At 68.9% G+C, this 26,592-nt stretch carries 21 protein-coding genes and 1 pseudogene; 8 read left to right on the top strand and 14 right to left on the bottom strand.

Going from position 1 to position 26,592, the window contains the following annotated elements:
- Positions 1 to 56: 56 nt before the first annotated feature.
- The gene (locus ACWFRJ_RS26850; RefSeq protein ID WP_453536004.1) at positions 57 to 2,183 is read right to left on the bottom strand and encodes a hypothetical protein; all 2,127 of its coding nucleotides are present in this window, start codon (positions 2,181 to 2,183) and stop codon (positions 57 to 59) included.
- Between the two features lie 119 nt (positions 2,184 to 2,302).
- A complete protein-coding gene (locus tag ACWFRJ_RS26845; RefSeq protein WP_453536002.1) occupies positions 2,303 to 2,641 on the bottom strand; it encodes a hypothetical protein in 339 nt (112 codons plus the stop codon).
- Positions 2,642 to 2,827: 186 nt separating this feature from the next.
- On the opposite strand from ACWFRJ_RS26845, the gene ACWFRJ_RS26840 reads away from it, so the two are divergent.
- Positions 2,828 to 3,112, top strand: a complete 285-nt coding sequence (locus ACWFRJ_RS26840; RefSeq protein ID WP_135332414.1) for a WXG100 family type VII secretion target — start codon at positions 2,828 to 2,830, stop codon at positions 3,110 to 3,112.
- A gap of 121 nt (positions 3,113 to 3,233) precedes the next feature.
- Here ACWFRJ_RS26840 and ACWFRJ_RS26835 read toward each other — a convergent pair whose 3' ends face one another.
- The 4 genes from ACWFRJ_RS26835 to ACWFRJ_RS26820 form a co-directional block, all read right to left on the bottom strand.
- Complete coding sequence (locus ACWFRJ_RS26835) at positions 3,234 to 7,700, bottom strand: FtsK/SpoIIIE domain-containing protein (RefSeq protein ID WP_453535998.1); 4,467 nt, start codon at positions 7,698 to 7,700, stop codon at positions 3,234 to 3,236.
- 36 nt (positions 7,701 to 7,736) lie between these two features.
- On the bottom strand, positions 7,737 to 8,186 hold the full coding sequence (locus ACWFRJ_RS26830; RefSeq protein ID WP_453535996.1) for a hypothetical protein: 450 nt from the start codon (positions 8,184 to 8,186) through the stop codon (positions 7,737 to 7,739).
- A gap of 464 nt (positions 8,187 to 8,650) precedes the next feature.
- The gene (locus ACWFRJ_RS26825) at positions 8,651 to 10,267 is read right to left on the bottom strand and encodes a serine/threonine-protein kinase (protein ID WP_453535994.1); all 1,617 of its coding nucleotides are present in this window, start codon (positions 10,265 to 10,267) and stop codon (positions 8,651 to 8,653) included.
- Between the two features lie 109 nt (positions 10,268 to 10,376).
- Positions 10,377 to 11,261: a menaquinone biosynthetic enzyme MqnA/MqnD family protein gene (locus tag ACWFRJ_RS26820; RefSeq protein WP_453536695.1), complete on the bottom strand. Its 885-nt coding sequence runs from the start codon at positions 11,259 to 11,261 to the stop codon at positions 10,377 to 10,379.
- Between the two features lie 335 nt (positions 11,262 to 11,596).
- On the opposite strand from ACWFRJ_RS26820, the gene ACWFRJ_RS26815 reads away from it, so the two are divergent.
- Entirely contained in the window at positions 11,597 to 11,800 is a 204-nt protein-coding gene (locus ACWFRJ_RS26815; protein ID WP_018528239.1) for a cold-shock protein, read from the top strand.
- A gap of 226 nt (positions 11,801 to 12,026) precedes the next feature.
- Here the strand turns inward: ACWFRJ_RS26815 and ACWFRJ_RS26810 are convergent, their stop codons facing one another.
- The 6 genes from ACWFRJ_RS26810 to ACWFRJ_RS26785 are packed head-to-tail and all read right to left on the bottom strand — an operon-like array spanning position 12,027 to position 18,491.
- Entirely contained in the window at positions 12,027 to 12,842 is an 816-nt protein-coding gene (locus ACWFRJ_RS26810) for an ABC transporter ATP-binding protein (RefSeq protein ID WP_453535991.1), read from the bottom strand.
- Positions 12,842 to 13,798 (bottom strand): ABC transporter ATP-binding protein, encoded by a 957-nt coding sequence (locus ACWFRJ_RS26805; RefSeq protein ID WP_453535989.1) that lies wholly within the window; start codon positions 13,796 to 13,798, stop codon positions 12,842 to 12,844. The genes ACWFRJ_RS26810 and ACWFRJ_RS26805 overlap by 1 nt, the downstream gene beginning before the upstream one ends.
- Before the next feature lie 3 nt (positions 13,799 to 13,801).
- Positions 13,802 to 14,653, bottom strand: a complete 852-nt coding sequence (locus ACWFRJ_RS26800; RefSeq protein ID WP_453535986.1) for an ABC transporter permease — start codon at positions 14,651 to 14,653, stop codon at positions 13,802 to 13,804.
- Positions 14,653 to 15,600 (bottom strand): ABC transporter permease, encoded by a 948-nt coding sequence (locus tag ACWFRJ_RS26795; protein WP_453535983.1) that lies wholly within the window; start codon positions 15,598 to 15,600, stop codon positions 14,653 to 14,655. The genes ACWFRJ_RS26800 and ACWFRJ_RS26795 overlap by 1 nt, the downstream gene beginning before the upstream one ends.
- 12 nt (positions 15,601 to 15,612) lie before the next feature.
- Positions 15,613 to 17,292: an ABC transporter substrate-binding protein gene (locus ACWFRJ_RS26790; protein WP_453535980.1), complete on the bottom strand. Its 1,680-nt coding sequence runs from the start codon at positions 17,290 to 17,292 to the stop codon at positions 15,613 to 15,615.
- On the bottom strand, positions 17,289 to 18,491 hold the full coding sequence (locus tag ACWFRJ_RS26785) for a C45 family autoproteolytic acyltransferase/hydolase (protein ID WP_453535977.1): 1,203 nt from the start codon (positions 18,489 to 18,491) through the stop codon (positions 17,289 to 17,291). Before ACWFRJ_RS26785 ends, ACWFRJ_RS26790 begins: the two co-directional genes overlap by 4 nt.
- 121 nt (positions 18,492 to 18,612) lie before the next feature.
- On the opposite strand from ACWFRJ_RS26785, the gene ACWFRJ_RS26780 reads away from it, so the two are divergent.
- Positions 18,613 to 19,530: a MurR/RpiR family transcriptional regulator gene (locus ACWFRJ_RS26780; RefSeq protein ID WP_453535974.1), complete on the top strand. Its 918-nt coding sequence runs from the start codon at positions 18,613 to 18,615 to the stop codon at positions 19,528 to 19,530.
- Between the two features lie 129 nt (positions 19,531 to 19,659).
- On the opposite strand, the pseudogene ACWFRJ_RS26775 reads toward ACWFRJ_RS26780, so the two are convergent.
- Positions 19,660 to 20,211 (bottom strand): annotated as a pseudogene (locus tag ACWFRJ_RS26775) (helix-turn-helix domain-containing protein); the annotation flags it as partial.
- A 640-nt stretch (positions 20,212 to 20,851) separates the two neighbouring features.
- Between ACWFRJ_RS26775 and ACWFRJ_RS26770 the strand changes: the two are divergent.
- Together ACWFRJ_RS26770 and ACWFRJ_RS26765 are read left to right on the top strand one after the other, a co-directional pair.
- A complete protein-coding gene (locus ACWFRJ_RS26770) occupies positions 20,852 to 21,622 on the top strand; it encodes an AzlC family ABC transporter permease (protein ID WP_453535971.1) in 771 nt (256 codons plus the stop codon).
- Positions 21,619 to 21,933: an AzlD domain-containing protein gene (locus tag ACWFRJ_RS26765; RefSeq protein WP_389912629.1), complete on the top strand. Its 315-nt coding sequence runs from the start codon at positions 21,619 to 21,621 to the stop codon at positions 21,931 to 21,933. Before ACWFRJ_RS26770 ends, ACWFRJ_RS26765 begins: the two co-directional genes overlap by 4 nt.
- Here ACWFRJ_RS26765 and ACWFRJ_RS26760 read toward each other — a convergent pair.
- A complete protein-coding gene (locus ACWFRJ_RS26760) occupies positions 21,899 to 23,713 on the bottom strand; it encodes an AMP-dependent synthetase/ligase (protein WP_453535967.1) in 1,815 nt (604 codons plus the stop codon). The two genes, ACWFRJ_RS26765 and ACWFRJ_RS26760, sit on opposite strands and share 35 nt — an antisense overlap.
- 152 nt (positions 23,714 to 23,865) lie before the next feature.
- Between ACWFRJ_RS26760 and ACWFRJ_RS26755 the strand changes: the two genes are divergently transcribed.
- The 3 genes from ACWFRJ_RS26755 to ACWFRJ_RS26745 all read left to right on the top strand — a co-directional run bounded on the left by ACWFRJ_RS26755 (position 23,866) and on the right by ACWFRJ_RS26745 (position 26,589).
- A complete protein-coding gene (locus ACWFRJ_RS26755; RefSeq protein ID WP_453535964.1) occupies positions 23,866 to 24,909 on the top strand; it encodes an AraC family transcriptional regulator in 1,044 nt (347 codons plus the stop codon).
- Between the two features lie 98 nt (positions 24,910 to 25,007).
- Positions 25,008 to 26,165, top strand: a complete 1,158-nt coding sequence (locus ACWFRJ_RS26750; protein ID WP_453535961.1) for a lipase family protein — start codon at positions 25,008 to 25,010, stop codon at positions 26,163 to 26,165.
- 124 nt (positions 26,166 to 26,289) lie between these two features.
- Positions 26,290 to 26,589, top strand: a complete 300-nt coding sequence (locus ACWFRJ_RS26745; RefSeq protein ID WP_453535958.1) for a DUF1876 domain-containing protein — start codon at positions 26,290 to 26,292, stop codon at positions 26,587 to 26,589.
- The last annotated feature ends 3 nt before the right edge of the window (positions 26,590 to 26,592 follow it).

The following is a 26,592-nucleotide window of genomic DNA, read 5'->3' as shown; positions in this document are numbered from 1 at the left end:
GTGGCTGTCGCGCTCAGCGATTCACCGACCCACCATCTCACTGACGCAGTAATTCCCTACGAGTCCTGCCCGGGATAGTCCCGAGCGTTCCTCCCCCTCGAGTACTCCGGCCAGATCGCCGCGACGACGGCGGGGTCCTGCAGCCATTTGTTGTAGGCCGTGCGCTCGGCGGTGCTCATGTCGCCGATGTCCTTGATCTCGCCCTTCTTGTTCAGGAAATTGCCGTCGCCCTTGGCATAATCCTTGACGTCACCCGTGTACTCCTTGACGCCCTTCGGGCCGCCGTCCTTGCCATCGCTCTCGATCGTGACGGGCTTGATCTTGTCGTGCTCGCGGGCCGCGTCCGCGTTGTTCTGGTAGTCGGTCTGCCAGGAGAAGTCTGCGGTGTTCTCCTTGACTCCCTTGAATGCCTCTTTGAGACCCTTGGGCGCGTCGTTCGCATCGGCCTTCACGAGATCCTTGAGCAGGTCGGTGGCAACGCCAGAGCCCAGGCCCCAGGCGACGCCCACAGCCGCACCCTTGGCACCGGCCACGCCGGCTCCGCCTGTTGCGCCCAGAGCTACTTCGCCAGCGGTGTCGATAATCTTCCCGCGGAAGTTATTGGTGTCCTCGACCCACTTGTCGATATCACCCTCGATCTCACCGGACGCCGTTTTCATGGACTCCTGATAGAACTCCTGCATCATTCCGCGCTTCATCGAGTCGAAGGCGCCGGCGTGCTCGGTGCTCTTTTCCGTCGAGTACGCGTGGTCGAGCGCCTTCTCGTCGTACCGCTGGAACAGGGCGCTCAGTGTGCCCGCCGCCTTGGGGTCGCGTGCCGATTCCTCCATGAGGGAGCGCCACAGAGCGTCGGACGCCTCAAGCCCGGGCCGGCCCGAGTCTTGGCCCTTCATGAAGTCCTGGAGGCTCCACTTAGTGGTCTTCGCGTACTTCTCCTCGCCCTTGGCCTTGATGTCGCTTCCCCACAGCGTGTTGCCTGCCGGGGAGGTGACTCCGTGTTCGAGGTCCTTCCAGTACGCGGTGAGGATGCTCGCGTAGAGGGCCTGGGTCCCTTCGATGGGGTGGCCCTTTCCATCCTTGCCCTTCCTGTTCTGGTAGTTGTCGAAGAGGATGCGTCCCGTATTCTTCTCCGCCAGGGACGGGTTGGTCTGCTTGAGCGTCACCGTCGCGGCGTTGACCATGTTGAAGAAGGACTTGCCACGCTCCTTCGGCTCGTTCACCTTCCAGGGGCCCGTGTTGTAGAGGGAATGCTGCACGAAGTCGTAATTGTGGTCCATGACTTCGCCTGAAGCTTCAGGGTTCTCCGAAACGGCGTCGAATAGCTGCTGGTAGTTGTCCTTGCCCCACTCCCCTTCGCCCATCTGGCTGTTCCCGAAGAAGCGGAGCTCATCGGTCTTACCCTGCTTCTTCTTGTCAAACACTCGGTCGCCGAAAGCGACAAGGAAGTCCTTGTCCTGCGAGCCGCCCTTGAGGAAGGGGGTCAGCCGGTCCGGTCTAAAACCTTCGTACTCGTCCAGCGATGAGTCGCTGAACCACTTGTTCCACGCCTCTTGTTTCGCCTTTGGTGTTTTTCCTTCGAAGGCCACCTTGGTATACGTACCGAAGGTGTCGGCAATGACCGAACGATCCTTTTCGCGCTCGTCGGGGTGGTCCTTATAGCGGTCGTTGTGACGGTCACCCATTTCCGTGGACAGCCACGCAACTCGCTGGGGACCAAGCTCGTCATAGAATGCCTTCACATAGTCCGCGTCTCCTTTGTGAGCGCGCAGATCAGCGAACATCTCAGGGCTGGGGTCGTCCCCGTCGTTCAGGCTCTCCTTGAACTTTTTGCCCAATTCCTTGCCGTCTTTCAAGGACTGTTTGGTCTGCCCGACCATGCTTTCCTTGATCCGCACCATGCCCGCGTAGCCATGGCCGTACTTCTCATCCTCGGCGATGGAGAGGTGGTGTCGGCGCCTGAGCATCGGAAGCTGATCTTCGGCCCAGCCCGCGATGGACTTCAGCTCGGTCAGCGGTTCGACGCCGACCCCGTAGCGTTCGAAGCTGGACTTGATCCAGCCGACGCTGGTCATGATTTTGCCCTGATCCTTGTCGAGTGACTGGATCGTCTTGGCCAGGCGTTCCGGATCAATGCCGGAAAACCCATCGCCGCCGCTGCCGCCCTTTTCCGCAGGCTCTCCCACAAATCTCCCCGTTCATTCCACGCTCTTGCCAGATCACCTACGGCAAGTTCGAAGCCTCGCCCAAGCCGTCCACGGCCGGTTCACTCAGGCTCGTGGACCACACGCGCAGCACCCATGAATCACATGTACTGCATTTCCTTGTTCATCATCCTCGCGCTTGATGCGGAGACCTTCTCCGGCAGTTCATTGATCCTCTTCTGCACTGCCGGAATGAGCTTGTCGATTTCCCTGATCATGCGTCCGCGGTTGCCCTCGATGTCGTCGTGCCACTTGTCGGCCGTCTTACCGACCCACGACTTCCCTTCCTTGCCCTTCCCTACGTCTTGAGATGCGACTTTCAGACACTTTTTCATGTCTTTGACCTCATCTACGAGTTGAGTCTTCAATGTCTCAAGACGGGTCCTATATGGGTTATCCACCTGCGGCTCTTCATCCGCACCCTTGTCTTTGCCTCCCACTACCCCTCCAGTATTGCGTCCAGCTGCTTTGGACTGGATTCCGAAGTTGAACCGAAGCCAGGATAGGGAGCCTCGCAGGCCTCGAGCAAGGGAGACCTGGACGGATGACGCCGATGCAGGCATTGCGATAGCATCGGGTCCGGCGGACGGAAGGTCCGCCTGATTCGACACGCGGGGAGGAACGCTATGAGCGGCGGCGGAAATGCTGGCCTGAAGGGCGCAGACACTACTCGGCTCCGGACTCTTTCCGGAACCTTCAAGACTCAGCATGGCAACCTCGACGACTTGATCCGTGCCATTTCGACGGGCACGAGCAACAGCGAGGAGTTCTGGAAGGGCGGCCGCGCCAACCGATTCCGGGAGGAATGGGACAAGCTGAAGCCGCAGCTGAAGAACTTCCTGACGTCTCTTGAGAACGCCAAGAAGGAAACGCACGACGCCGCCCAGGCGAACGACACGATCAACGACTAATCAAGGATTAGTCGCAGGTCAGCAAGGTCGTTAACACAATCGGGCCGGACAGCTTTCCAGCTGTCCGGCCCGATTGCATTTGCTACACCCCCAGGGGCAAGAAGCTTCACCCCAGCCGGGCTCAGTCCGGCAACACCGCCTGAGCCGGCATCACTTCCCCGCCCTGGACGAACAGTCCGCGCCCTGTCGGCCCGCCAGTCGCGCTGTTCGACGTGATGCGAATGTTGAACATCTCGCCGTCCGCCGACCCCTGCGGCGACAGGAGCAGGCCGTTCCGCGACTTCCGGGCCTGCACCACGGAGCCGCGGTACTGCGAGGACAACGTGTCCACCGCACCCGCCATGATCACTCCGAGGCCGCCGTCCATGCCACGGCGGATCTCCTCCTCCAGGGCTTCGTCCAGCGATGTGTCGTAGATCAACTCGGCGTCGTCCACCACGATCACGTACGGACCGCGTGCGCTCTGCGTCAGCGCCTCCAGCTCGTCACTCGAACTCTCCCCGTTGAGCGAGCCCAGCACTCCAGCCTCCGAGGCGAATTCACGCAACGGCGATCGTCTCGGCGTCACGAGGATGACCTCGGTGCCCTGCTGCAGCAACGACATCGTCGCCGCCACCAGCGTGCTGGAGCGGCCGGACTTCGGCGGTCCGGAGATGACGAAGCCGGGGCCGGAATCCTCCAGGTCCATACCGAGCGGCGACAGCTCGTCGCCGCCCGCCGCGAAGAGAGCCCACAGGGACGACGGCGGAGTGAAGTCGGGCTGGAGAGCCATGGTCTCCGAGGCCTTGATGCGGGCCGGGAGTACGTCGACTCGGATCGGGCGCTGCTCGACGGAGGGGCGGGGCCAGGCCTGGGCCGCCGTCCGGGCGATTTCCTGGAGCGCTGCCACCTGCGCCTGACCGCTCGGATTCTCGTCGAGGAGCGCGATCTGGCTCTCCTGGACACCCTCGTCGGTGCCTTTGAGGGCGCGGCCCGACGGGACTTCCTTGGGGACGTCCTTCGGCATGATGCCCGCGAACGAGTAGTCCTGTGAGTCTGCGAGCCGCAGCACGAGACGCTCGGCGAAGGAGCTGGCGACGTCACCCATCAGGCCGCTGCGGTCCACTCCGAGGACGACCTTGACACCGACCGCGGCACCCTCACGGAATATCCGTTTCGCCGACTCGACCAGGCGGCCGTAGTCGTAGTTCTCGAAGGCGAGCCTGAACGCGTCCCAGCCGTCGAAGAGGACCACCATCCACGGCAGCCGATCCTCCGGGGCGGCCCCCGCACGCTGCTCGGCCGCGCTGGACTGGCCCTTCTCGGCGAGCAGGAGCTGCCGCCGTCCGACCTCGTCAAGCAGTCGGCCGAGGAGTCGGTCAACGCGCGCCGTCTGGTCGCGTGTCACCACGGCACCACAGTGTGGAAGAGCGGTCAGCGGCAGCAGCGCGTTGGCGCCGCAGTCGATGCCGTAGATGTGGACGTCACTGGGGCTGCTGTTCTGCGCGACCGCTCCCGCGATCGTACGAAGGGCCGTGGAACGTCCGGATCGCGGGCCACCCGCGATCATCAGGTGCTCGCCGTCGGCCAGATCGAGCGCGAGCGCGGCCCGTGCCTGCTCGGCCGGAAGGTCGGTGAGTCCGAAGGCGATCGGGCGGACCGTGTCGGCGCCGACAGGTGCCGGTGGCAGCTCGGGAAGCTCCGTGAGCTGCACCTGGTCGGCTATGGGCGGCAGCCAGGGGCTACGGGGTGTGGCGCAGCCGAGCTGCTTCGCGCCGTCGGCGATCGCGTCCACGAGGACGGCGAGGTCGGTGACCATTGTGCCGTCGTCACCGTCGTCCGCTGCCGCGCGGGGCGGCGGATGCCCATATGACGCCCAGTTCAGCAGGTTCACGCTGACCTGCGGTGCCGTATCAAGGCCGGGGCGGCGGCCACCGATGCGGGCGGTTTGCACGCCGACGAGTGACTGGGCGCCGGAACGGACGTAGCAACGACCCGGTGTGGCCTTGGAGATGTTGCCGGAGTCGGCAGCGTCGATGACGTCGCGGGATTCCTCGCCGTTGGTGACGCGCAGCGCGATGCGGAGGTTGGTGTTGGCGCGGATGTCCGCGCTGACGACACCCGCGGGACGCTGGGTGGCGAGCATCAGGTGCACGCCGAGAGAGCGGCCTCGCCGGGCGATGTCGACGAGGCCCGCGATGAAGTCCGGGAGCTCGGCGACCAGGGAGGCGAACTCGTCGATGACGAGCATGAGCCGTGGCATGGGCTCCAGCTCGGGACGGAGCCTGCGAGCGTCGTTGTAGTCCTCGATGTCCTTGGTCTCGGCCTCGAAGAGGATCGTCTCGCGGCGGTGGAGCTCCGCGGCGAGCGAGGCGAGGGCGCGCTCCGTGAGGTGCGCGTCTAGGTCGCTGACCATGCCGACGGTGTGCGGGAGCCGCGAACAGTCCAGGAAGGCGGAGCCGCCCTTGTAGTCGATGAGGACGAAGGTCAGGGCGTCCGGGGTGTTGCCGACGGCGAGCGAGGTGATGATCGTCTGCAGCAGCTCCGACTTACCGGCACCGGTGGTACCGGCGATCAAGGCGTGCGGTCCGTCGCGCCGGATGTCCAGGACGAACGGGCCGTCCGCGGCGATGCCGATCGGCGCCACCGTGGTCGATCCGCCGCGCTGCCAGATCTTGGCGATGTCCTCACCCGTCGGGTTCGGCATCTCCAGGAGGTTGAGCAGCCGGGCGGCCGTGGGCAGCGCGCTGTCGGCATCGTCCCTGCTCACGTCGCGTACGGGGGCGAGGGCACGGGAGACGCGTTCACACCATGCGGTGGAAACCTGGTCAGCGAGGATCTGGCCGACCACCTCGTATCCATAACCCCGCAGGTGAACTCGGGTCGGTGAGTCCGGGGTCCAGCAGACGGCGGTGCGGCACTCCTCGGGAAGGAGTCGCTCGTCGTCGTCCACGCACAGCGCGAAGATCCCGACCGCCGGTCCTTCCTGGAGCAGCTGCGGGACGCCGGGAACTCGGCGAAGGAGGCGGGCGCCGTCGAGGATGAGCAGCACCTGTGAGTCGGGACGCAGCGCGTTGAAGCCGCCGCTCTCCTTGGCCATCGCCTGTCGGCGCTGGAGTTCGTTGAGGAGCTCGGTAACGCGGCGGGAGATGGACTCGCCGTCCGTGCCCAGCAACGCGACGCAGTTCTGGCCCTGTTGAGGGCTGGTGTGCGGGAGCCACTGGGTCCAGCTCCAGTGTTCCTCAGCGTCGGGTGCGGAGGAGAGGACCACGAGGGAGAGGTCGCGCGGGCTGTGCAGGACGGCGGCCTGGGCGGCTAGCCACCGGGTTGTGGAGACCGCGCGCGGTCGGTCGCCCGCGATGCCGACGACGCCAAGCTCGGCGAAGGGCAGCGTCAGCGGAACGTTGGTGACGACCGGGGGCTTCGGTTCCTCCCCCTCTTCCACGGTGGCGCCTCGGCCGAAGGCCAGGTCGATCTCGGCAGGCAGGTCACCGAAGCCCACCCGCAGCTGCATCGAGTCCAGGTCGGTAATCCGCCGCTCCCACAGCCGACGGCGCGGTCCCGTGGCGAACAGGAGCAACTGGCCGGGGTCCGGGAACGCCTCGCGACGGCGGCGCTGATCGACCTCGCCGAGACGTGCCACCTCGGCCTCATGGTCGGCCAGGGCCTTCTTGTACTCCTTGAGCGCGGCCCCGTACTTCTTCTTGCCGTGTCGCCGGTCGCTGAACCACTGGCCGATCATCATGACCGGGGACATCAGACAGAAGAGGAGAAAGTAGACCGAGTCCATCATGAAGTACATGCCCACGCCGAAGAAAAGCGGCAGGAGCATCGAGAGCAGCTGGAAGCGGTGCGCCTCGTCCTTCTTCGGCTCCACGGGCACGAGCAGGCGGGGGTTGGCACGCGGCGAGGTCAGCCGGGGCGGCCGGTTGTAGGCCAGGCCGCCTTCGCCGGCGGGTGAAAGGTGGGCGTCAGGCGCCCCGACCTCGGAAAGGCTGAACAGAGATTCGCCAGACTTCAGGAGCATGCCGGGCTCCCACTCCTGCGGCCCGGTCATTTGCTCATCGTCGAGCGCGAGGACGACCCCATCGAAGGGTGCGATCTCGATCCGGCCCTTGATGTCGACGGTAACTCGCGCGGCCATCTGGGCCAGGTAGGGATCCTCGACGGCGAGCGTGGCCGTGGGCGCGGAGCCGATCGTGCTGACGCCGGTCGAGAGCCTGGCCACCCGGCCGGCCCCCGCGCCGCCGCTGACTGTGACCTCGTACCGCCCTGCGGGTTCGCCGTTCATCATGAACGGCCCCAATGAGTCGTCGGTTGTGAGGCGCACGCCGTCCCGTAGCGTCTTGCCGACTGATACATCGGGTTCGCAGGGCGTACCGTCTACCCACAGCCGTCCGGAGCCGGCTGCCGGCGACTGGTGCCACCCGGGAACACGTCCAGGTGAGGGCGTCACCACGCCTGGGGCCTGGAACAGCAGGGCTCTGTCCTGCCCGTTCAACCGCTCCACCGCCGCGGCCACTTCCGCCGCAGTCGTACCGTCGTCGATGTTGATCAACGCTTCCTGTGGCGCGGCTCCCTCCCGGACCACGGTCGCCCGCACTCGCATCAGTACGTACCCCTCCCGCTCAGCTCTTGTGTGTCGTCAGGTGTTCGATACTTCGTCGACCGAGACCCCAGGGGCAAACACACCCACAGCCTCGGCAAGACGTCCGCGGTCCAGCGTCCACAGATTGATGTGCCTGCTCGCCAAAAAGACCTCGTGGTCGATGTGCGGTGCGAGACGGCCAGTCCGCTCCTGGCTCAGTCTGGCGTTGGCCCCAGGAAGCTGCGGTGCGCCTGCCCTGCGGCGCAAGCCCACATATTTCATGGGGGAGAGCCCTGCAGTGCTTTGCTGCCACAAGACCACTGCCTCAATGTCCTGCCATGGCACAAATGCCGTCTGCCGCGCGTACTTCGCAGGAGCACCGCCCAGGGTCACTCCTTGCTCATCGACTCGAAACGCGACAAGGCGGCGCGTCACAGCACCGCTCAGAAGCTGGATCGGCGTCCAGGTGTAGTGGGCTTCGTACGCCGTGGAAGGATCTGCAGGCATAGGCGGATGGTAATCCTTAACAATGGCTGGGCAGGTGTGATGGTTGCTGACGAATACAGTAACGACAGCCCTCAGGGCCTCCCCCTTGAGGCCGCAGCACCCACACTGGACCTGCGCAAGCCTGTTCCAGTAGCGCTGCTAGGATCCCGGTCCCGTTAAAGAGCCCCTCCCGACGCCTGCGTCCATCGGCAGTAGCGGCCCCTGGTCATCGCGATCCTGGTCGCAGCCTCCCTCGCCATCGCGATGTGCGCGGCCCGCCCCAAGCGAAGCCACCGGAACGGCTACTGCAGCTTCTCCGGGGAGTACTGCTGGGTCAGCCAGAACTATCCCTATATGTGAGCGGTAGGCCTGGCGGCCACAGCGCTCACGCCGGGGATGGGACTGTGGCTGCACTCGGTCTACGTCGGCCACCGCACGACGAATCCCTCCAGCGCGGCCGGGACCCCATCGGGCTGAGACGCGTCTCAGCCCGCGCGGGACATCCGCGCCTCCGGGTTCCCCGACTCCGCGTTCTCCGACAGATAGAGCAAATCGTCGCCCTTCGGGCGCAACCGCACCGTGTGCGTGTTCTTCGTGCACTGGGCGGCGCTCTTCGCCTGGCCCTTGCCCCTTGCGACGATCTCCTTCTCCGAGACCGACTTCAGGACCAGGTCCACCGCGCAGACGCCGCCCAGTTGGTCCGTCTGCGTCATGACTGCGAAGCGGTCGCCGACCTTGGCCTGCTCGACCTTGAGGCTGAACGTGCCCATCGGGACTGCGCCGTTGGCGGCGACCGCCTGGCCCTCCCATGTGCCGAGGTAGGAGTTCGGGACCTTGCCGTTGCCCTGCTGGTCGTCGCCTGCCGTCGCTTGAGGAGGCTGGGCCGTGTCGCCGGCCTTGTCGTTCTCTCCCGGGAGCAGCCCGAACACGAACGCGGAGCCGATGGTCGCCGCGGCGAGCGCGCCCGCGATGCCGAGTACCAGCGTGCAACTGACCTTGCGGCCCCGCCGCCCGTCGGTCCCACTCGGCGTGGACGTCGCGGCGACCGAGACGCTCACCCGGCCCGATGACGGAGGTGAGGTCTGCGTGGGGACGTACGCCGCAGGTGGCGGCGCGTACGACGCGTCCGGTGGGCCGAAGGAGCCGGCCACCGCCGAGCTGCCGAACGGCACCGGGCCTGACGGCTGTTCCGCGACTCCGGCCCCGTCCGTCTCCAGGTCCAGGATCCGCACCGCGCTCCGGCTGACCCGCTCCACCAGCGGCCCCGGCAGCCACCCGGCCGCCACGAGCCCGTCCACGCCTGAGGGCGCGAGCCGCCGCGCGATCTGCTGCGGAGTCGGGCGCCCGTCCGGGTCCTTGGTCAGGCACTCCCGTGCCAAGTCGCGCAGATCGCCTTCCAGCGCGCCTAGTTCCGGCTCCTCGTGTACGACCTTGTAGAGCAGCGACGCCGAGGAGTCGCCCGGGAACGGGGCCGCCCCCGTCGCCGCGTACACGAGGACGGCGCCCAGTGAGAAGACGTCCGCCGATCCTCCGACGCCGCTGCCTAGGATCTGCTCCGGCGACATGTAGCCGGGCGAGCCGACGGAGACGCCGGTCGACGTGAGCGACGCCGTGCCGTCCGTCGCCCGCGCGATGCCGAAGTCGATGAGGCGCGGGCCGTACATCGTGAGCATGACGTTCGACGGCTTGACGTCACGGTGGACCAGGCCGAGGCCATGGACGTGGCTCAGCGCCTCGGCCAAGCCCGCCACCAATACACGTACGGAGTGGGCGGGTAGAGGGGAGAGGTCGCGTACCGCCTCCGCGAGTGAAGGTCCCGCCGCGTAGCCCGTCGCCACCCACGGCACCGGCGCCTCCGGGTCCGCGTCGAGCACCGGCGCCGTCCAGTCGCCGCCCACCCGCCGCGCCGCGTCCACCTCGCGCCGGAAGCGGGCGCGGAACTCCTCGTCGAGCGCGAAGTGCGGATGGACGACCTTCACCGCGACCGTACGGCCACCCGAACTGCGCCCCAGGTAGACCCGGCCCATACCGCCCGAGCCCAGTCGGCCCAGCAGGCGGTAGGGCCCGACAGCTGTCGGTTCGCCGGGATCTAGCGGGTGCATGACGAAGGCCTCCCCCGGACGCGCCGCACGCCCGCGGCCACCGGCAACCCGGACCGCGGCATTGTCTGCGGCTCAGGGTAGTCCGCCGCAGCTCGGAGTCGTCCGCGTACTAAGGCTGCTTCCCCAACAACTCCACCCGCACATCCGCAGGGAAGCCCGTCGTCTCCCCCACCCGGCGCGCGAACTCCGCCACGCCCTCCAACTGCGCGCTCCCGAAACGGAAGTCGAGCGTCGTGAAGTACTGCTCCAGGATCTCCGCGTCGAAGGCCTCCCAGCGCGCGGCCTGTTCGGAGACCTTGCCGACCTCCTCCAGGGAGAGGTCACGCGAGGCCAGGAACGCCTTGTGCACCGCGTCCACGACGGCGGGCTCGCGCTCCGCGTAGTCACGCCGGGCCGCCCAGACCGCGAAGACGAACGGCAGGCCCGTCCAGTCCTTCCACATCTGGCCCAGGTCGTACACGTCCAGACCCAGGCGCGGGGCGTCGATCAGGTTCGCCCGCAGCGCCGCGTCCCCAATGAGCACGGCGGCGTCCGCATCCTGCATCATCAGGCCGAGGTCCGGCGGACACGTGTAGTAGTCGGGCTGCACGCCGTAGCGCTCGGCGAGCAGCAGCTGCGCCAGGCGCACGGAGGTGCGCGAGGTCGAGCCGAGCGCGACCCTCGCGCCGTCCAGTTGGTCGAGAGGGACCTGCGAGACGATCACGCAGGACATCACCGGGCCGTCGCAGCCGACCGCGAGATCGGGAAAAGCGACGAGATCGTCGGCGTTCCTGAGGAACTCGACGAGAGTGACGGGCGCGATATCGAGATCGCCCCGCACCAACTGCTCACTGAGCTTCTCAGGGGTGTCCTTCGTGAGCTCGAAGTCGAGCAGGGTTCCGGTCCGCGCGAGACCCCAGTACAGGGGCATGCAGTTCAGGAACTGAATGTGACCGACGCGCGGCCTGGGGGTGCGGTGAAGGCCGGGGAGCTGTTCTGAGCCCTCCCCGGTGATGGTGTCAACGGGAGAATTGTCCACATCGGGGAGGCTAGCCCCCTTGCGGTACGGTGCAGAAAGCGGGGCCCGATCTCGCCCTTGTCAACCCCTCCGGACCTGGTCCGTCAACCCCTCCAGGGGGTACGTCAAACATCCGGGTGACGTGATCTTGCCCCCTATTGCTTTCAGCTGCCTGCGTGCTAAGCTCACCGCAAGTTGCAGTTTGGTTTCCCTTGCAGTACAGAGCCTGCGGAGCATGTGACCCGCGGGCTCTCGTCGTTTTCAGACTTATGCAGTTGTTTCAACAATCGCAGGTTCTGGAGCAGGGCAACCCTTTGGCCCAAGGAGGGCTTATGGCTACCGGAACCGTGAAGTGGTTCAACGCCGAAAAGGGCTTTGGATTCATCGCCCAGGAAGGCGGAGGCCCCGACGTCTTCGTCCACTACTCCGCGATCAACGCGAACGGCTTCCGCTCCCTTGAGGAGAACCAGGCCGTGAGCTTCGATGTCACGCAGGGCCCGAAGGGTCCGCAGGCGGAGAACGTCACCCCCCAGTAGTGGGGCGTCCCATGCGAATGGGATGTGTGAGAGTTCCGGTGACTTGATCCGGACACGGATAGCAGTACCCAAGGAGCCCTGTCTCCCCGCGCAAGCGGGAAGACAGGGCTCCTGCCTTTTTCTGGCGTGGGCGCCTTCTTGTTCTTGCCCGTGGGCGCCTTCTTGTTCTTGCCTCTGCGGGTGCGCCGTGGCCGAGCGCGCAGTTCCCCGCGCCCCTAAAGGGGCTCTACGTCGACGTCAATGCCGCCCTCGCCGACGTCACATCCTGTGGGTTCCAGCCCTCCCCCGGGACCGAGGCGAGCAGCAGGTTCGTATACGGGTCTTCCGGTGCCGTCAGTACCCGGTCCGTGGGCCCCTGTTCCACCACCTTGCCCCGGCGCATCACAAGGACCTCGTCGGTGATGTGCTGGACGACGGCCAGGTCGTGGCTGACGAAGACCAGGGCCACCCCGGTGTCCCGGCGGATCTCGCCGAGCAGTTGGAGGATCTGGGCCTGGATCGACACGTCCAGGGCCGCTACCGCCTCGTCCAGGACGAGGACTTGGGGGTCCACCGCAAGGGCCCTCGCGATGGCCAGGCGCTGGCGCTGGCCGCCGGAGAGTTCGCGGGGGCGGGCGCCGGCCTCGCGTGAGCCCAGGCCCACCTGGTCCAGGAGCCCTGCCGCCGGCTTCTCGTCCCTGCCGTGCAGGCGCAGGGCCGTGCGCAGGCACTGGGACGAGGTGAGGCGGGGGTCCAGGGAGAGGTAGGGGTCCTGGAAGACCATCTGGATCTCCCTCGCCCTGGCCAGGCGCGCGGCGCGCTTTCGGGGCGTACGGGCCTCGCGCGGGCGGCCCTTCACTGTCACCGTGCCTGAGTCCTGGCGGACAAGGCCCACCAGCATGCGGGCGACTGTCGTCTTGCCCGAGCCCGATTCGCCCACGATGCCTATGGCTCCGCCGGGTTGGACCGTGAACGTCACGTTGTCGGCGGCCTGGTGACGGCCGCCGCCCGGCAGGGGGTAGCTCTTGCTCAGGCCGTCGACCGACAGCAGGTCCGATGGCATCAGTGACTCACCTCTGTTGTGTCGGTACTCAGCATCGTGGGCACAACGGCGCAGGCCGCCGTTCCGCCGTCGTCCAGCTTCAACTGCTCCGGGATCCACGTCCGACAGGACTCCTCCGCGTCCCCGCACCGCGACACGAACGGACAGCCGTCGAACGTGTCCGACAGGGACGGCGGGCGGCCCGGGATCGGGTGGAGGGTGTGGGTCGTGTCGCCCAGGGTGGGCGAGCAGGAGAGCAGGCCCCGCGTATAGGGGTGGGCCGGTTTCGCGAACAGGGCTTCGGCCGAGCGTTCCTCCATCACCCGGCCCGCGTACATGACGTACACGCGGTCGCAGTACGCCGCCGCCAGATGCAGGTCGTGGGTGATGAAGAGGAGGCCGAGGTCCCGGGTGGAGCGCAGTTCGCGCAGGAGGGCCAGGATCTCCGCCTGCGTCGTGACGTCAAGGGCGCTGGTCGCCTCGTCCGCCAGCAACAGGCTCGGCTCCGCCGCGAGCGCGCCCGCGATGACCACGCGTTGCAGCATGCCGCCGGAGAGCTCGTGCGGGCGCTGGCGTACGCGGTGTTCGGGGTCGGAGAGGCCGACGGCGTCCAGGAGTTCGACGGCACGTTCGCGCGTCGCGCCCCTCTCGACCAGGAAGTCGCCGATGCGGCGCACCGGGTTGAGGGCGGCGCGGGGGTCCTGGTGGACCATGGCCACCGTCCGCGCGCGATGCGTGCGCAGGGCCTCGCCCGTGAGGGTCAGGACTTCGGCGCCGTTCACGCGGACGGAGCCCGATGTCTCCGCCCCGGCCGGGAGAAGGCCGAGCGCCGCCTTCGCCGTGGTCGACTTGCCGGAGCCCGACTCGCCCACCAGGCCCACGACTTCGCCGGGCCGCACGGTGAGGGACACCGATTCGAGGAGCGGCCGGGCCGCGCCCGGTATCCGCAGGGTGAGGTCTTCGATCTCGAGCAGCATGGGTCACTGCCTCCCTAGCCGGTCGGCGGCCCAGACCCCGACCACGTTGAAGGACACGACGACCAGTGCGATGGCCGTGCCGGGGACGAGCGCCGGGAGCAGGGCGCCCTGGACCACGGCCGCCTGTCCCTCCTGCACCATCAAGCCCCAGTCGGAGGACGGTGGTTGAGCGCCGAAGCCGAGGTACGAGAGAGTCGCGAGCGACATCAGCGCTTCCCCGAAGAGCACCACCAAGTAGCCCAGGATCGCTCGGCCGAGGTTCGGGACCAGGTGCGCGACGCAGATCCGCGCGCCGCCCATTCCCTGCACCCGGTAGGCGTCGACGTACGGCTTGCGTGATTCCGAAAGGGCAAGCGAGCGTACGTACTTGGCGATCGTGGGTGTGAAGGCCAGACCGAGCGCCAGTACCGATGTCGTCATTCCCGCGCCGAAGACCGCGATGATCAGGACGGTGAAGAGCAGGCCCGGGAACGCGTACATCACGTCCGTGATCCGCGAGACCAGCGCGTCCACCCATCCCCCGCGCCATGCTGCGAGCACCCCGAGCGTGACGCCCAGGACGGCCGCGACGGCGAGGAGCAGTATCGGCGCGATCAGGCTCGTACGGGTTCCGTACAGGGCCCGCGACAGCAGGTCCTGGCCTGATGAGTCCGTGCCCAGGAGGTGGTCGCCCGACGTTCCGACCAGTGAGGCCGAGAGGTCGATGGCGTCGGGGGCGTAGGGCGCGAGGAGCGGTGCGAACACCGCTGCCAGTACGACGAGGCCGAGCAGGACCGCGGCCACCATCACCCCGATGGGGCGTCGACGACGGCGTACGGCCAAGGGCGGGAGCCCCACAGCTGCGGTGGAAGCCATCAGGAACGTGCCTCCTTCACTCGCGGGTCGAGGAGCGGGTGCACCACGTCCACCAGGGTCGTCACCACGATGTAGCCGGTGACCATGAGCAGCAGGACCGCCTGCGCCACCGGGAAGTCGTGCGTATTGATCGCGCCCACCAGGAGCGAACCGATCCCGCTGATGCCGAACGCCGTCTCCACGACCACCGTGCCCGCCAGCATTCCCGCCATGACGAGTCCGCACATCGTGATGATCGGCCCGAGCGCGTTGCGCAGGACGTGCCGCCGGATGATGTCGCGCTCCGGTACTCCCGATGCGCGCGCCGCCTCCACGTGGTCGGACGCGGCGGCGTCCGCCATCGCCTGCCGGGTGACCCGGCTGATGATGGCGAGGGCACCGAGCGCCAACGACAGGGCGGGCAGGGTGAGATGGTGCAGCGTGCCCGCGAAGCCATCCCCCGAGCCCGAGACCGGGAACCACCCCAGCTGCACGCCGAACAGGGAGACCAGCGCGATCGCCGCCACGAAGGAAGGGACCGAGGCCGCGAGCGTCGTACCCCCGACCACCGCCGAGTCCACCCACGTGGACCGCTTCACGGCGGCCAGGATTCCCGCGCCCACTCCCAGGACGACGAACAGCACCGTGGAGTAGGCGACGAGTTGGAGTGTCGTCGGGAAGCGGGCCGTCACCAGGTCGGCCACCTGGTCGCTGTATTTGAAGGAGCGTCCCAGGTCGAAGTGGACGCAGTCCCACAGCCAACGGCCGTACTGGACGACCAGCGGCTCGTCCAGGTGGTACTGGGAGCGCACCTGGGCGAGGCGCTCCGGCGTCAGCTTGTCCCGGCCGCCCGCCAGGAACACCGCCGGGTCACCGGGCGCCGCGTACACGGCGGCGAAGATGACGAACGACGCGGCGAAGAGGGTGGCGACAAGTCCGGCGAGACGCCGTGAGATGCGAGCGAGCATGGTCCGTGTCACCTAGCCCTTCTTCGTCTTGAGGCCGAGGTCGGCCGCCCACGGGTAGTAGAGGTAGGCCTGCGAGGCGGGCGGACCCGTCAGCTTTCCGCTGATGACGAGGGCCGATGGCACCTGCGCGACCGGGATCCAGACCCCCGCGTCCACGAACCGCTTCTGTACGTCGATGGCGAGCTCGGCCCGCTTCGCGTCGTCCAGGGTGCTCAGCGCCTGCCGGACCAACTTGTCGTACGTCGCGTCCTTGAAGCCGACCCAGTTGTTGGAGGAGTCGGAGAGGCCGTTGTCGTAGAAGCCCATGGGGTCGGCCTTGGAGATGTACCAGTCGCCGACCAGCACATCGATGTCGGCCCGCGCGGCCGGATCGCTGTAGAACTCCTCGAACTGGGCGGTGGGGACGGTCTTGATCTGTCCCTTGAGCCCGATCCGCTGGAGCGCGGAACGCACGGCGTTCGCGACGACCGTCCGCCCCTGGCTGCTGTCCGTGCCGATCACGATGGGATCGGCAGGCGCGCCCGCCTCCTTCACGAGCTCCTTGGCCTTCGCCAGGTCGTCGGCGTTCGGGGTGTCGGGCGCGGACGCCGACAACTCCTCCTGTGCCGCCTCGAATTCATCCTTCTCGTATCCCCAGGCGCCCGAGCCGACCGGTGTGGCCCACGGCTGGATGAGACCGCCGTATCCCGACTTGGCGATGCCCGTCCGGTCGATCGCGAGGGACAGGGCCCGGCGGATCTGCGGGTCCTTCAGGCCGCCGCGAGCCGTCGGGATGAGCACGAGCGACGCCGTGGACGGGCCGTAGTGCTCGTCGAGGCCCTTGCTGGTGCGCAGGGCGGAGGCGGTGTTCGGGGATTCGGCGTACGTTCCGTCGGCTGCGCCCGTCTTCAGGGCGTTGACGAGCGCGCTGTCAGTGGCCCAGCGGAAGACGACCTGCCGGGTCAGCGGCTTCTTGCCCCAGTAGCCGTCGTACGCCTCGATGGTGATCGAGTCGCCGGACTTCCAGCCCTTCAGCTCGTACGGGCCGCTGCACGCGTCCGGCTGCCCCGGCGTTCCGAAGTCCTCTCCGGAGCCGGTGACCTTCCTCTTGTTCCAGACGATGCCCGCGTCTCCGGCGAGCGCCTTCGTGAAGAGCGCGTCGGGAGACTTGAAGCGGACGGTGATCTCGCGGTCGCCGGTCTTCTTCATGGACTTGACGTTGACGAACTCGTCGGCCTGCTCCATGTCCGGATCAGCGTGCCGCTTCAGGGACCACAGCACGTCGTCGGCGGTGAGCTTCGACCCGTCGTGGAAGGTGACGCCGTCCCGGACGGTCAGGACGAGGGTCTTGTCGTCGGGTGCGTGGGCCTTCTCGGCGAGGAAGGGCTTCGTCGTCATGTCGGGTTGGAGCTGGTAGAGCCGCTCGCAGACGTTCGTGAGGACGACGCGGCCCGCGCTCGACCCCTGGGTGTCGAGGTCGAGCGAGTCCGGCTCGTCCTCAAGGAGCCAGTTCGCCTTGTCAAGGGTGCCCTTGGCGGGGGCGGTCGTCGCGCTCAGCTTCAGCTTCGCCGCGTCGGCGGGCTTTCCGCCGGTCGCTGCGGTGTCGGCGCCGCTGCATCCGGCGACGGCGGTGAGGAGCGTGGCCGCGGCGAGTCCGGCGACCACCGGCCGCTTCGAAGTCCTGGTGTTCGAAGTCCTGGTAGTGGTCGTCATCTGCTGTCTCCGTACGGGCCGTCGTAGAGGTTCCAGGGCATGTGCTGGTAGTCGCGGTCGCAGGGGGTGCCCGCGGTGACGTGGTAATCGCCGCTGGTCAGGTCCACGCAGGAGGAGACGAGCGTGGCCCAGTGCTTGACCTCGGCCTGTCGCGTGTCGGGGTGGGTGCAGAGCGACTCGGGGTGGCCGAGGTGGTCGGACATGGCCTGCTTGATGAGCTTGCGCGACTCGTCGGCGCCGGTGGAGGAGCGCAGGGACTTCAAGCCCTGCTCGGCGCGCGGGACGCGGACGAGCGAGTCCGACGACATGGGGCGGTAGTCGGCGGCGATCGCGGCAGGGACGCCCGCCTGGTAGTGGTTGCCGTGCACGAGGAGCCCGTCCGTGGGGTACATCCAGCCGTGCCCGGCGGGTGTCGTCTCCAGGTCGACGGCGAAGCCCTCGCGGCAGGTCAGCAGGGCGTTGGAGGCGATGTGCGCGCGGGTGCGGCAGAGCACGTCCAGGGCGTCGGTGATGGCGTGCTGGTCCAGGACACTGCGGCGTACGACGGTCTGCGGGAGGCCGATCGCGTCGTTGAAGCGCCCGCCCAGGCCGTTCGCGTTGAGCGCGATGCCCGCCGAGTTGGCGCCCTGGCGTCCGACCTGGCCCGCCTCGACCTGCATGATCAGGGTCGGGTGCGGGGGCTGGACGACGCGCAGCATGACGACGGTGTCGGCGACCCCGGCCCGCCAGTCCCAATTCTGCCCGGCCCAGACGTGGCCGTCGCCGCTGGCCTCTCCGTAGGCGGCGAAGGAGGTGCAGCCGTCTGCGGCCTCCTCCTCCCTGGACCCGGACTCATCGCCCTCTTTGGCCATGTCCGCGAAGGAGCGGTCGTAGATGACCTCGCCCCGGGCGTTGAGCGCGAGCACGTCGAGCAGGTCGACCCCGGCGCCCTCCGCGATGCCGCGCATCTCGTCGACGAGGTGGGGGGCGTAGTCGCGGACGGGCTGAAGCCAGCGGGCGGCGCGCGTGGTGACCTGGTCCCAGGTCAGTCCTGACGACTGGCCGAACGCCTCCTCGTAATAGGCGAGGGCGGCGTGCAGTTGGGGGCGGACGGCTTCGCCGTACTGGCGCCCGCGCTCGACGGGCGTACCGGATATCTCGACGAGCGGAAGGGAGCGTTCGGGGGCTGCGGGGGCGTCGGGGGCGGTGCGGGGTGCCATTCTTCTCCTCGCGACGGAGAGCTTCCGGTGACCGTGTTGTAACGTTGATTACGGGAAGCTCTCCTTCTGGAATGCGTTGCCCAGGAGAGTAACGGCCATCACACGAGAGTCAATAGCTGTAATGGAAATTTCAGAGGATGGTACGGGGGCCGGGTCCTCCGGCGGGGCGGGGCTCGCGCGGCTGCGGGCGGCGGTGCGCGATCAGTGGGAGACGCTCTCGACGTCCGAGCGCGCCGTCGCCCAGTACGTGGCCAGCGCCCCCGCGGAGTCGCTGCTCTTCGCCAGCGCCCAGGAGCTCGGCACGGCGAGCGGCACCAGCAACGCGACGGTGGTCCGCGCCATGCAGCGCCTCGGTTACGCGGGCCTGCCCGCGCTCAAGCGGGAGCTCGCGTCGGACTTCACGTCGGCGGTGCCGCCCGAGGTGCGGCTCCAGCAGCGCATCGCGCACGTGGGGCGGGACCTGGACGACATCTGGGGCGAGGTGTTCGACGAGGCCCAGGAGCGCATCGAGCACGCGCGGCGCCTGACGCCGGGCGAGGCGCTGCGGGACGCGGTGGGCTTCCTGGCGGAGGCGCCCGAGATCCACTGCTACGGCATCGCGGCATCCGAACTGGCCGCGCGCCACTTGGCGTTGGCCCTCGGCAGGATCGGCCGCCGGGCCCGCTACTTCGGGGACACCGGTTTCGCCCTCGCCGACCATTTGCTCGCCGTGCGGCAGGGCGACGCGGTGGTGATCTTCCAGCCGGGGCGCGCCCTTACCGAGCTGACGATCCTGATCGATCGGGCGCGGGCGGTGGGCGCGCGGGTCGTCCTTGTCACGGACGAACTGGCGGAGCTGTACGGGTCACGGGTGGACGCGGTCCTGACAGCACCGCACACGCCGACCGGCATCACGACGGAGGCACTGACCGCGCTGGTGGTGGCGGATGCGCTGCTGCTTGCGCTTGCGACGCTGGACGAGGGGCGGGCGGTGGAGACGTCACATCAACTGACGGCGTTGCGCGAGCAGTTGCTGGCGCCTAGGCCTCGGAAGGGGTAGCGGTGGAGCGGGCGGGGTAGCGCCCGAAGGGGCGCGGGGAACTGCGCGACAAGCCACGACGCGCCCGCAGACGCTCGGCGCATCCCGGCGCTCCCCGGCGCTCCCCGGCGAGGCGCCTAGCTGTGCCGCCTAGCTGTGCTGCATCACCAGCACGAAGGTCGTGCCCCGCTCCAGCGCCTCGTAGAGATGCGGAACGTCTCCCCGGTACGACATGTAGTCGCCGGCGGCCAGCTCCACCGTCGCGTCGCGCGGCCCCGCGAGCAGCCGCCCCGTGGAGACGACCAGGTGCTCCATGGACCCCGGGATGTGCGGCTCGGACTCCCGCACGGAGCCCGGCTCGACCGCCGCGTGATAGATGTCGCGCCGGACGCCGGAGGGCCCGGCGGAGAGCAACGTCCCTGCGTAGGAGGCCTGTTCGGCGTGCATGGTCGGCCCCTCCCCCGCCCGGATCACCGTCACGGCGGGGGCCGGTGACTCCACGAGAACGCTGAAGGGCACCCCGAGCGCCACGGCGAGCGCCCACAACGTCTCGATCCCGGGGTTACCGGTGGCCGCCTCCAACTGCGAGAGCGTCGACTTCGCGATCCCGGCCCGCTTGGCCAGCTCGGAAAGCGAAATCCCCGCCTTGGCCCGCTCACGCCGAAGCGCGGCGGCGACCCATTCACGGGGGAGGCGGGAGGGGGTTGGGCGGGGGGTGGGGGGTGCCGGGGCTGCCTGGGCGGAAGCGGGCGGGGCGCCGGTAGCGCCGGAGGCCGCTGCGGCGCCCGCGGCGGACTCGGGGGCTGCGGCTGCGGCGGACTCGGGGGCTGCGGCTGCCGCCGACGCCGCGTTGGACGCAGAGGGGCCGGACTCATCGGGAGCACCACCCGCCGGGCCCGCGCCGCCCGTCACGCCGGGGTCCGCCGCAGCGCCCGCATCAAGCCGCGCGCCCACACTTCGCCCGCCCGCGCCCGGCTCGGAGGCCGCGTTGCACGCAGAGGGGCCGGACCCATCGGGAGCACCACCCGCCGGGCCCGCGCCGCCCGTCACACCGGAGCCCTCCCCAACGCCCGCATCAAGCCGCGCGCCCACACTTCGCCCGCCCGTACCCGGCTCGGAGGCCGTGTTGGACGCGGAGGTGCCGGGGCCACCGGACGGACCGGAGGTCGCCGGAACGCCGCCCGCCGGGTCGTCGCCGCCCATCGCCCCGCTCACTGCCGCGCCCTCGTCCGCCCTGCCCCGCGCCATGTCCCGTACTCCCTCGCCTCTCGCCGATCGTTCGTCATAGCGGACCGTTCGTTCGGCTTGACGAACGGGATTCGCTCTGTCCATCCTACGACGTATGCGTTCGTCAGACCGAACAGACAGCCCGCCAGAGCGAACGAATGACGGATTCGTGCGCCTCTCCCACCTTCCCCGTGGTGTCCTGCGCGACATCGCCCTCGTCTGGGTCGCCGACGCCGTCGTCGGTGTCTCCTTCGGTGCGATCGCCGTCGCGGGCGGCCTGCCGGTCTGGGTGCCCGTCCTGATGTCCCTGCTCGTGTACGCGGGCTCCGCCCAGTTCAGCGCGATCGGCATCCTCGCCGCAGGCGGCGGCCCGGTGGCCGCGGCGGCGACCGGGCTGCTGCTCAACTCCCGCACGGCCGCATTCAGCCTGGCCGTCGCCGACAGCCTGGGACGGTCCTGGACCGCGCGGCTCCTGGGCGCCCATCTGATCACCGACGAGACGGCGGCCTTCGTCCTCGCGCAGCCCGACCAGAAGCAGCGCAAAGCCGCGTTCTGGATATCCGGGCTCGGCCTGTTCGCCGTATGGAACGTCAGCGTCCTCGGGGGCGCGCTCGCCGGTTCCGCCCTCGGTGACACCGACCGCTTCGGGCTCGACGCCGCGTTCCCCGCGGTGCTCCTCGCCCTGGTCCTTCCCTCCCTGCGCGCCGACAGCATGACGCGGCGGGCCGCGGCCGCCGGTGCCGTGATCGCCGTCGTCGCCGCTCCCGTGCTGCCCGCAGGGGTGCCCGTGCTTCTTGCCCTGCTCGGCCTGTTCGCCGCCCGGCGCGGACCGGGACGCGGACCCGGCCGCCCCGCACGCCCCGCCTCCCGGAGGAGTGACTCGTGAACGCCTATCTCGCCTGCATCCTCGCCCTCGCCGCGGGAACGTACGCCTTCCGCCTCGCCGGACCCCTGCTGCACGGGCGCGTCGAACTTCCCGCCCGTATGCAGGAGCTGCTGACCGTCGGGGCCACCGTCCTGCTCGTCGCGCTGCTCGCCACCGGCGCGCTCACCGAGGGGCACGGTTTCGCCGGGTGGGCGCGGCCCATCGGCGTCCTGGCCGGCGGAGTGCTCGCCTGGCGGAAGGCGCCCTTCGCCGTGGTCGTGGTCGGCGCGGCGGCGACTACGGCGCTGTTGCGTCTTGCGGGAGTGTCGTAGACCGCACCTCGCTCTTCTCGTACGTCCCCTTCTCGTACAGGCCATCGATCAGCCCCGCGTACCGCTCCACCACCGCCCGCCTCCGCACCTTCAGGCTCGGCGTGAGCAGGCCGCCCTCCACCGTGAAGTCCTCGTCCAATATGGCGAAATCGCGGATCCGCGCCGGGCGCGAGACCGTCGCGTTGGCCGCGTCCACCGCCTCCTGGACGAGCGCGCGGACGCGGGGGTCCCGCGAGAGGGCCGACCAGGTCAGCTCCCCGCCCTCCCTCTCCGCCCAGCCGCTGATCTCCTCCGCGTCCAGCGTGATCAGGGCGACGGGGTAGGGCCGCTCGTCGCCCACCATCACCGCCCGGGACACGAAACGCGAGCGCTGGACGGCCAGTTCGCTGAGGGACGGAGTGAGGTTCTTGCCGCCGGAGGTGATGATCAGGTCCTTCTTGCGGCCGGTGATGCTGAGATAGCCCTCGGCGTCGACCGCACCCAGGTCACCCGTGTGCAGCCAGCCCTCGCCGTCCAGGGCGTCGCGGGTGGCGGCAGGGTCCGCGTGGTAGCCGGGGAAGACCATCCCGCCCCGGGCGAGCACCTCTCCGTCCTCGGCGATACGGACCTCGCACCCCTCGATGGGCCGGCCGACCGTGCCGTACCGGACCGCCCCCGGATGGTTGAGGCTGATCACCCCGGCCGACTCGGTCATCCCGTACCCCTCATAGACCGCGATCCCGCACGCCCGCAGGAAGTCGACGACGTGCGGCGGGATCGGGGCGCCGCCGGTCAGCGCCCACCGCACCCGCCCTCCGAGTGCCTGCCGGACCAGGCCGTAGAGGGCCTTGTCGGCAGCCTCGTACGCCTCCCGGAGTTCGGGCGGCAGGACGCCGTCCGCCGCGAGGACCCCGATCCGTACCGCCTCCTCGAAGCGTGCGCGACCTCCGTCCTGCGATTCCGCGAGGGAGAGCACCACGGAGTACACCTTCTCGAACAGGCGTGGCACGGACGGCAGATGCGTGGGCCGCGCCTCGGCCAGCTCGGCGACCACATTCTCGATCTTCCCGCCGAAGAAACAGAGTTCGCCGCCCTGGATGAGGGTCGTGAACTCGATGAGCTGGGCGAGGAGGTGGGCGAGCGGGAGGTAGAGGTACGTGGAGTCGCCGGGGCCGCCCTGGATGAGAGGGAGCGTGGCGGACTGGACGGCGCCGAGGTTGCCGTGGGTCAGGAGACAGCCCTTGGGCAGGCCGGTGGTGCCGGAGGTGTAGATGATGGTGGCCAGGTCGGCGGGGGTGCGGGTGCGGGCGCGTTCCAACAGGGCTTCACGCTCGTCCAGTTCCGTTCGCCGCTCGCGCTCGCGCTCCGTCATGAGCAGCACGTGCCGTACGCCCGGCAGCCGTGGCCGCAGGCGCTCGATCTTCGCCGCCTGTGTCGCGTTCTCACAGATCACCGCCGAGGCGCCGGAGTCACCGATGACCCACTCCACCTCCTCGTCACCCGCCGTCGGGTACACGGGAACGACCACCGCACCCGCCGCGAAGGTGCCGAAGTGGGCGTAGGTCCACTCGGGGCGGGTCTCGGCGAGGATGGCCACACGGTCGTCCGGGCGGACACCGAGAGCGAGCAACTCCTGGCCGACGTCCCGTACGCGGTCGCGCAGCTGCTCGTACGAGACCTCCTCCCACGCCCCTCCTGCGGACCCTCCGGATGTGAAGCGGAGGGCGGGCAGCGTGCCGTGGCGTTCGGCCGCCCACTCGGTGAGGACGGCCAGGGTCTCGGGGCGCTCCGTCGGCTGCATGCGTACGACGCTAGGGACAGTGCGGCCCTTCGCGGGATGACGGGAAGCGTCAGCGGGGTTGGCCGATGAGCTCAGCGGGGTGTTCGGAGCATGGGCCGCCGAGTTGTGGGCCGCCGAGTTCGAGAGAGCGCGGGACGGGGGAAGGTCACCCCATGCCCAGCCGGACCATCACCGTTCACCACGTCCGCGCCATGCTGCACGGCGCCGAACGCCACGGTATCGACACTGTCCCGCTGCTCCGCACCGCCCAGATCCCCCCGCTCCTTCTCGGCGACGACCGGGCCCGCATCACCGAGGTCCAGTTCGCCCGCCTCTTCCGGGAGCTGTACCGCGCGACCGGCGACGAGTTCCTCGGCCTCGGCTCGGCGGTCAGCAGGCCCGGCACCTTCGCGATGATGTGCCACGCGTCCATCGGCTGCCGCGATCTCGGCGCCGCCCTGGAGCGGGGCGTCACCTTCTACGGGCTGTTTCCCGGCGGCCCCGACCTCACCCTCGAACACCGCGACACCGGAAGCGCCGTCTTCGCCGTACGCAACGACCTCGAACACGACTACTTCCTCGCCGAGTGTCTCGTCATCATCTGGCACCGGCTGTGCAGCTGGCTGATCGGGCGGCGCATCCCGCTCCACTGGGCCGAGTTCGGGCATTCGCCGCCCCCGCACAAGGACGAGTACGGGCTTCTCTTCGGCTGCCCGGTCCGTTTCGGCGCGGCGCGCACCGGGGCCGGGTTCGACGAGCACTGGCTGTCGGCCCCGCTGATCCGGGACGAGGCAGCGCTCGACGGCATGCTGAACCGGGCGCCGTTCGATCTGCTCTCACGGCGCGAGTACGGGACGACGATCGCCGAGCAGGTGCGCCGCACGCTCGCCCGCGCGCTGCGGACCTCACCCCGCCTCCCCTCCCTCGGCGAGATCGCCGCCCGCCTCGCGGTGAGCCCCGCGACGCTGCGTCGCCGCCTCGCCCAGGAGGGCACCTCCTACCAGCAACTGAAGGACGCCGTGCGGCGCGACGCGGCGATAGCGGGACTCGCCGAGGGGGCGGAACCGATCGCCGAACTCGCCGCACGGCTCGGATTCTCCGAGGACACCGCCTTCCACCGTGCGTTCCGGCGGTGGACGGGGACGACGCCGGGCGCGTACCGCTACGAGAACAGAGAGGGCCGGGAGAACCGGGAGAACCGGGGTCAACAAAGCTGAGCGCTCCCGCCAGCGCCCGACCTACTCACCAGTCACTACGGTCATCGCCTGCACACCTCAGCACCACCCCAGCACCTGAGGACAGTTGGGAGAGCCGCATGCACGTACGTACCAGCGCAAGAGCCCTGGCCGTGGTGGCCGCGCTCGGCCTGTCGGTCGTCACCCCGACGACGGCGCAGGCCGCACCGGCACAATCCGCCGCCCCGGGAGACGTCGTCGACTCCGCACCGAGCAGCTTCCACCCCCTGCCTGGCCAGCCGACCCACACCAAGGCCTGGAAGATCAACTACCGCTCGACGACGGCGAAGGGCGAACCGAACACCGTCTCCGGCACGGTCATCGTGCCGCAGGACGGCAGGAAGGGCCCCCGCCCCCTCATCACCTACGCCGTCGGAACGATCGGCATGGGCGACCACTGCGCCCCGAGCGCGGGCTTCCCCAGGGGGACGACCATGGAAGCCAACCTCATCCAGCAACTCACCCTGCGCGGCTGGGCGGTGGCGGTGACGGACTACGAGGGTCTCGGCACGCCCGGCGACCACACCTACACCGTCGGCAAGGCCGAGGGACAGGCGATGCTCGACGCCGCCCGCGCCGCGATCCGCCTCCCGGACGCGGGGCTCGGCGAGGACACGCCGGTCGGCATCATGGGCTACTCGCAGGGCGGCCAGGCAGCCGCCTTCGCGGCCGAGCTGCACGGTGCGTACGCCCCCGACCTGAAGGTGAAGGGCACGGCGACCGGCGGGATTCCCGGCGACCTGATGAAGGTGGCGGACTTCAACGACGGCTCGTACGGTTCCGGCCTGGTCTTCATGGCGGCGATCGGCCAGAACGCGGCCTTCCCCGAACTGAACCTGGCCTCGTACCTCAACCCGGCGGGCAAGAATCTGACCGGCGCGCTGCGGGACAGCTGCGTGGGGGACGGCGCGGTGCTCGGCTCCTTCAAGAAGATCACCGACATGACGGTCAAGAACCCCCTGGACCAGCCGGACTGGCAGCAGCGCCTGCGCGAGTCGACCGTCGGCACCCGGGCTCCGGACGCGCCGGTTTACCAGTATCACGTGATCACCGATGAGCTGATCCCGTACGGCGTGGGCAAGCAGGTCCGCAAGGACTGGTGCGCGAAGGGCGCGAACGTGGAGTGGCACACGGTTCCGCTGGGCGAGCACGTCTCCGGGGTGATCACACAGTCACCGCTGGCGGCGAACTGGCTGGCGGACCGCTTCGCGGACAAACCGGCGAAGGGTAACTGCTAGACGGCGCAAGGCTATTGACCGCCCCCCCTGCCCGTCTGCCGTCCGCTGGACCCCGGCAGGCGGGCAGGAGCACCCTGGAACCAACCGGAATCGACAGCAGACAGCAGCTCCGGAGGTGAGGGTGATGAGCGAGACCGCTGGGACAACTGACTCCGCTGAGGCCTGGCACGTGGAGCTGAAATGCGAGGAGGACGCCCACCGCACCCGGGTGGCCGCCCTCGTACGCCTCCCCGACGGGAGTGAGATGCGGGCCCACGGACACGCGAGCCGCCACCCTTCCGACTCACTGCGACCGAGGATCGGCGAGGAGATCGCGGCGGCGCGGGCACTGAACGAGCTGGCGATGCAGCTCCTTTCGAAGGCGCGCGACGAGATCGACGGACTCGGCGAGGGCCGGGAAGGGACGCTGCACGCGCTGAGGTGAGGT

Source organism: Streptomyces sp. NPDC055239 (assembly GCF_053606205.1).
Note: the sequence above shows the minus strand (reverse complement) of the source record. Positions and strands in the feature narration are given on the sequence as shown.